Source organism: Variovorax sp. GW531-E2 (assembly GCF_059423125.1).
The window spans coordinates 1-989 of record NZ_JBWKXQ010000138.1; the positions used below are offsets into that span (position 1 = coordinate 1).

At 60.3% G+C, this 989-nt stretch carries 1 pseudogene; it reads right to left on the reverse strand.

Annotated features, from left to right (window positions below):
- A pseudogene (locus AC07XP_RS32290) lies at positions 1 to 244 on the reverse strand (transposase); the annotation flags it as partial.
- Positions 245 to 989 lie beyond the last annotated feature (745 nt).

Consider the following 989-nt stretch of genomic DNA (forward strand, 5'->3'; position numbering starts at 1 on the left):
CGCTAGCCGTGTCCGAGCTGGCTCGGCTGAAGTCGAGCTTTCCAGCGCCGCGCAGTTCATTGAGCAACAACAGATGCAGGCGATGCCACACGCCCGCAGCCTGCCAATCACGCAGGCGCCGCCAGCAGGTCACGCCGCTGCCAAAGCCCAGTTCCAGGGGGAGTTCCTCCCAGGGAATACCGGTGCGTAGAACGAGCAGGATGCCGTTCAGGCCATCTCGTCGCTCACCCGCGGGCGACCGACCTTGGTCGAGGCTGCGACTACTGGCAGCAGCAGCGCAATCTTCTTGAACAACGCGGCGCTGATCTCTTCTTTCTTGTTTCGACCCATGCAGCGTCAAACGCCGATCAGGCGTTTCACGATGACATGGTTTCGTTAGCCGCTCTAAGCGGCGATGGCATCGGGTAGCGGACCTTCCGGTCCGATCATTCTTGACATGCAGCCACAGGTGATTGCTACGCTTTGTCAGGCGCAGCGGTCCAAGTTGATCTGCTTCGCGGACGACGGTGCGTGGCCGTTGAATTCCAATTCGATGGAGCCATGCCGGTGTCAACGCGAGCGCGAACTCTTAATCGTTGATCGGAAGTAGCCAGGGCTAGTGGAGCCGAGCCATGTTGGGATCGCGGTGCGGTGTTCAAGCAACTGCCGCCGGCTAAAAACTGACGACCACGAAACGCTGCGCCCTTGGAGCATCGAACCGGGCGCCGCGTAGTCGGCCGCCACCTCCCGCCGTTGCTCACAAGGGTGTGGCCTATTGCGGCCCTAAATTGGCCGGGAAATTCCGACTAGTTCTGTCGGGTTCTAAATAAGCCTCGAAAACGCTGGATGCACTGGCGAGAACTTCGTTGGCGTGGGGCGGTATTTCCTTTCGGGCATCCAGGCCCGTAGGCGCCTGCCACGTGGTTCGCCACCTTTTCTGAACCCCGATCGGACAAAAATCATGGTAGCCATCGTCAGCGGTAACAGCCTGGGCCTGAGCCTGACCTCAC